The sequence below is a fragment of the Sphingomonas sp. genome (assembly GCF_048594985.1).
Lineage (GTDB): Bacteria > Pseudomonadota > Alphaproteobacteria > Sphingomonadales > Sphingomonadaceae > Sphingomonas_I.
Window position 1 is genome coordinate 1 of sequence record NZ_JBMDXG010000146.1, and the last position, 4,171, is coordinate 4,171.

Consider the following 4,171-nt stretch of genomic DNA (forward strand, 5'->3'; position numbering starts at 1 on the left):
CCGGCGGCGCGTGCCTGGGCCAAGGTAACCGCGTCGAGCTGCGCCACCGTCTCGGCCGGCGGAACGATCCGGCCGTGAAGCTGCATCTGGCGCGCGAGATGATCGGCGCGTCCCGCGAACGATTCGAGGCCCATGAGCAGCCCGGCCTTGGCCTGCGCGCGTGCGCGGTCGAGCTCGTCCTGGTCGAGCGTCTCGGCGGTCTCTGCCAGCACGCGCCGGGTCAGCGCCAGCGCCTCGGCCGCGTCCCCCCGCGCCGCCGCGCAATAGACGCCGAACAGCCCGGTATCGGCGTAAGGCTGCGCCCAGCTGTAGATCGAATAAGCGAGCCCGCGCTCCTCGCGCACCTGCTGGAAAAGGCGCGAGGACATGCCGCCGCCGGCCGCGCTGCCGAACAGGCCGAGCGCGTGCATGTCGGCATGCGCATGGCCGACGCCCGGAAAGGCGAGCGCGACGTGGAGCTGATCGAAGCGGCGGCGATCATGGTGCGTGCCGCCGACGAAGCGCGCGGGCGGCGGCGCGGGGGGCGCGCCGGGCATCATGTCGCCGAACAGCCGCTCGGCCAGCCGCAGCAATGCATCCTCGTCCACCTTGCCCGCCGCCGCGAAGACGAGGCCGTCGGGCCGATATTGTCCGGCGACCCAGCGGCGGAGCGCGGTCACGTCGATCGCGGCGATACTGTCCTCGTCGCCCAGCACCGCCTCGCCCAGCTGCTGGCCGGGGAAGGCGGCCGCCTGAAGCTGGTCGAAGATGATGTCGTCGGGCGTGTCGCGCGCCTCGCCCAGTTCGGCTAGCACGACGTGACGCTCGCGCTCCAGTTCCTCGCCGTCGAAGCTCGCGTTGCGGATCAGGTCAGCGATCAGCTCGCTGCCGAGCGTCAGGTCGTCGGCGAGCGCGCGCGCCTGAAACACGGTATGGTCGCGCGCGGTCCAGGCGTTGAGCGCGCCGCCCTTGTCCTCGATCGCCTCCGCGATCTGGCGCGCCGTGCGGGTGGCGGTGCCCTTGAACACCATATGTTCGACCATGTGCGCGAGGCCGGACAGGCCGGCGGGCTCGGACCGCGCGCCGGCATCGGCATAGAGGCCGACCGCGACCGTCTCGACCCCCGCCATCGGCTCGACCGCGACGGTCAGGCCGTTGGACAGAAGATGCGCGCGCGCGCTCACGCGGTGGTCGCCCGCTCCGCGATATAGGCGCGGACCGTAGCGAGGTCGTTGGGCAGCACGTCGTAGCGTTCCTCGCGCTCGAACAGGTCGCCGACGCGCGGCGGCAGCGTGGGAGTCAGCCCGGTCGCCTGCGCGACCGCATCGGGGAATTTGGCCGGGTGCGCCGTGGCGAGCGTGACGATCGGCACTTCGCGCGGCAGATCGGCGGCGTGCGCGGCGGCAAGGCCGATCGCGGTGTGCGGATCGATCAGCATTGCCGCACGATTGCAGGCGGCGCGCATCGTCCGCGCCATCGTCTCCCCATCGATCCGCGCGCTCGCGAACAATGCGCCCGCTTCCGTCCGCATTGCGGGCGTCAGCGCCATCACGCGATTCGCGTCGAACCCACGCATCGCGCCCGCCAGCGCCATGCCATCGCGGCCATGCAGGTCGAACAGCAGGCGTTCGAAGTTCGAGCTGACCTGAATGTCCATCGACGGCGCGGCGGTGGGAGTGACCGTGCCCACCGAATAGTCGCCCGCGCTGAGCGCGCGGTGGAGGATGTCGTTGACGTTGGTGGCGACGATCAGCTTCGCCACGGGCAGCCCCATCCGCGCCGCGACATAGCCCGCGAAGACGTCCCCGAAATTGCCGGTCGGGACCGAAAAGGCGATCGGGCGATCGGGCGCGCCGAGGCGCACGGCGGCGTAGAAATAATAGACGATCTGCGCCGCGAGCCGCGCCCAGTTGATCGAATTGACCGCCGACAGCGTGAAGCGGCCGGCAAAATCCTGGTCGGCGAACAGCGCCTTCACCATCGCCTGCGCATCGTCGAAGCTGCCGCCGTCGAGCGCGATGTTGTGGATGTTGGGCGCGAGCACGGTCGTCATCTGCCGCCGCTGCACGTCGGACACGCGGCCCTGCGGGTGAAGCATGAACAGGTCGACCTTGGCGCGATTCGCCAGCGCGTCGATCGCGGCCGAGCCGGTGTCGCCCGAGGTCGCGCCGACCACGGTCAGGTGCGTGTCGCGGCCCGACAGGAAGCGTTCGAACAGCAGGCCCAGCAGCTGGAGCGCCACGTCCTTGAACGCGAGCGTGGGGCCATGGAACAGTTCGAGCAGCCAGTTGCGCCCGTCGAGCTGCACGAGCGGGGTCACCGCATCGTGCGCGAAGCCGCCATAGGCCTTCTCGCACAGCGCGCGCAGTTCGCCTTCGTCGAGCGCGTCACCGACGAAGGGCGTGAGCACCGCCACAGCCGTATCCACATAGGACAGGCCGGCGAGCGCGGCGATCTGCTCGCGCGTGAAGGCCGGCCACGTCTCCGGCACGTAGAGGCCGCCATCGGCGGCGAGCCCGGCAAGGGTGACGCCGGTGAAATCGAGCGCGGGCGCATTCCCCCGCGTGCTGACATAGCGCATGGCGCGCGACTTACCGGTGCAGCCCCCCCGGCGCAACCGCGCGGCCGCGTCGCCACAAGGCGATGACATAGATCGCAACCGCGACCGTGGCGAAGGCGAACCATTGCACGGCGTAGGCGAGATGGTTGTTGGGCAGGTCAGCCGGGGCGGGCGTGGCGGTCGGGCGCAACCCGGGCGCGGCGGCGGCGCTGACGATCATCGGAGTGGACGGCGGCGCACGGCCGGAGAGGCGGACGGCGAGCGGCGTTTCATCCGGCGCCCAGACGATCCGGCCGTCGACCGCGCCGCCGCGCCAAGGCGGCGCATCGGGCGAGGCCGACACGCCCATGTCGACCATGATGCCCGGCCCTTCGGCGCCGGTGCGGCACTGCGCGATATGACGCCAGCCCGTAGCGCCCGTCGCGTCGCGCCCGGCGGCGGTGCGCCAGCCCGCGACGTCGAGGCAGGTCGCGGTCGCCCGACGGTACAGATCGGCGGCATCGATCGGCCAGAGGGCGGAGAAGGGCAGCGGCGGCCGGCCGGCATTGGCCGCGTAGCGCGCGATCAACGCATCCTTTTCGGCGCGGCGATCGAGCTGCCACAGGCCGAGCCAGACCATCGCCGCCGCCGCCGCGAGGACGAGCAAAGTGGCAACGGGCGGCACGCGCCGGATCATCGACGCTCCGCCCGCGCCGTGCGGATCAGCCGGCGTGGATCGTCGCCCCGGCCGATCCCCAGATGTAGATCGAGATGAACAGGAACAGCCACACCACGTCGACGAAATGCCAGTACCAGGCCGCCGCCTCGAACCCGAAATGCTGCTTGGGCGTGAAGTCGCCGCGATAGGCACGGATCAGGTTCACGATCAGGAAGATCGTGCCGACGATGACGTGGAAGCCGTGGAACCCCGTCGCCATGAAGAAGGCGGCGCCATAGTTCAGCCCTTTGAAGGCGAACGGCGCGTGCATGTATTCATAGGCCTGGATGCACGAGAAGACGAGGCCGAGCAGGATCGTCGCCCACAGCCCATTCTTCAGCCCGTCGCGGTCGCCATGCAGCAGCGCATGGTGCGCCCAGGTGATCGTCGTGCCCGAGCAGAGCAGGATCAGCGTGTTGAGCAACGGAAAGGCGAAGGGATCGATCACCTCGATCCCCTTCGGCGGCCACGTGCCGCCGACCGCATCGACGGTCGAGGGGAAGAGCGAAAAGTCGAACCACGCCCAGAACCAGCCGACGAAGAACATCACTTCGGACGCGATGAACAGGATCATGCCGTAGCGCAGGTGCAGGCCCACCACTGGCGTGTGATCGCCGGCATGCGCCTCGCGGATCACGTCCGACCACCACGAATACATGGTGAAGAGCACGCCGCCCAGTCCCGCGAAGAACACCCAGCCGCCGAATGCCGCGCTGTGCATCCACATGATCGCGCCCGCCGCCATCACCAGCGCCGCCATCGACCCGATCAGGGGCCACGGGCTGGGGGGCAGGATATGATAATCGTGGCTCTTGGCTCCGGCCATGCGCGTCACTTCCCTGAAGGCATGATTATGTGAATTTCGGCCCTTAGCGCGTGGTTTTGCCCGACGCTACCGGGAAGAAGGTGTAGGACAGGGTGATCTCGCTGATCTT

The 4,171-nt window shown here is 69.6% G+C and carries 4 protein-coding genes; all 4 read right to left on the bottom strand.

Annotated elements, in window-relative coordinates; translation table 11 throughout:
* A partial coding sequence (locus ACOJSF_RS05610) for a M16 family metallopeptidase (RefSeq protein WP_420141240.1) occupies positions 1 to 1,163 on the bottom strand: 1,163 nt, incomplete at its 3' end.
* Positions 1,160 to 2,560, bottom strand: a complete 1,401-nt coding sequence (gene thrC, locus ACOJSF_RS05615) for a threonine synthase (RefSeq protein WP_420141241.1) — start codon at positions 2,558 to 2,560, stop codon at positions 1,160 to 1,162. The genes ACOJSF_RS05610 and thrC, both read right to left, overlap by 4 nt.
* 10 nt (positions 2,561 to 2,570) lie before the next feature.
* Positions 2,571 to 3,215, bottom strand: coding sequence for an SURF1 family protein (locus tag ACOJSF_RS05620; RefSeq protein ID WP_420141242.1), 645 nt, complete (start codon positions 3,213 to 3,215; stop codon positions 2,571 to 2,573).
* 25 nt (positions 3,216 to 3,240) lie between these two features.
* A complete protein-coding gene (locus tag ACOJSF_RS05625) occupies positions 3,241 to 4,062 on the bottom strand; it encodes a cytochrome c oxidase subunit 3 (protein ID WP_420141243.1) in 822 nt (273 codons plus the stop codon).
* Positions 4,063 to 4,171 lie beyond the last annotated feature (109 nt).

Excerpts from the sequence above, each read along its gene's own strand:
- thrC (WP_420141241.1), bottom strand. The coding sequence starts at position 2,560 with ATGCGCTATGTCAGCACGCGGGGGAATGCGCCCGCGCTCGATTTCACC.
- ACOJSF_RS05620 (WP_420141242.1), bottom strand. The coding sequence starts at position 3,215 with ATGATCCGGCGCGTGCCGCCCGTTGCCACTTTGCTCGTCCTCGCGGCG.
- ACOJSF_RS05625 (WP_420141243.1), bottom strand. The coding sequence starts at position 4,062 with ATGGCCGGAGCCAAGAGCCACGATTATCATATCCTGCCCCCCAGCCCG.